Consider the following 691-nt stretch of genomic DNA (forward strand, 5'->3'; position numbering starts at 1 on the left):
TAGAGGAGCCTTCAATCAATCGAACTACTGTATAAAAGGCTTTGGTTGCAGCCAAAGCTTGGGCCTCACATTACCCGAACTTGGTTAAAGTATTAATTAATTTATGGGTTTATTATCCATACAAGAAAATCAACAAGGACAAAAAACAGTTGGCTTTTGCTCCTTCGTCGCTTATTTTAGCCAACAATTTTTTGCCTGTTATTTAGGCGTTATGTTTCCACAAGGAGTCGGGTTGGCTTTAAATAATGATTACAATGTCACTATAGCTAGTGATGTAAGTGGTGGTCGTGATGGGATAGGTATTGAGGTCTATTTCAAGATTAAGTTATTGCTAGAAATATTTCGTGATGACTCGAAAAAGTCGCGAGAAATTACACTCTTCGAAAAAGATATACCGCTAGAAATAGTTGAAGAGTGCATTGAAATATTTAAACAAGAAATCCCCTCAGAGTACCAAGATTAATGTATTTGGAAACATAACAAAGGCAATTAAGAGCGGACATATAATGGTTGGTTGTGTTTCGTTCCTCAACAAGTTAACCAACCATTATCTGACCGCTTATTGCGGCGTTATGAGCCATATGAATAACTTACTAATTTGTAGCCTGATAATTCTGTTGGTTAGTTTCACAACCATAAAAAATGTTTCAGATAGTTCTCAATTTGAAGGTGACATAGGCATAAAGTATTT

General features: G+C 35.7%; 1 protein-coding gene. It reads left to right on the forward strand.

Translation table 11 applies throughout. The annotated features are described in order from the left end of the window. The first annotated feature begins 211 nt into the window (after positions 1 to 211). Positions 212 to 463, forward strand: coding sequence for a hypothetical protein (locus tag H5160_RS20115; RefSeq protein WP_182738539.1), 252 nt, complete (start codon positions 212 to 214; stop codon positions 461 to 463). Positions 464 to 691: the final 228 nt, after the last annotated feature.

Source organism: Pseudoalteromonas sp. SG43-4, from assembly GCF_014164325.1.
GTDB lineage: Bacteria > Pseudomonadota > Gammaproteobacteria > Enterobacterales > Alteromonadaceae > Pseudoalteromonas > Pseudoalteromonas distincta.

Excerpts from the sequence above, each read along its gene's own strand:
- H5160_RS20115 (WP_182738539.1), top strand. The coding sequence starts at position 212 with ATGTTTCCACAAGGAGTCGGGTTGGCTTTAAATAATGATTACAATGTC.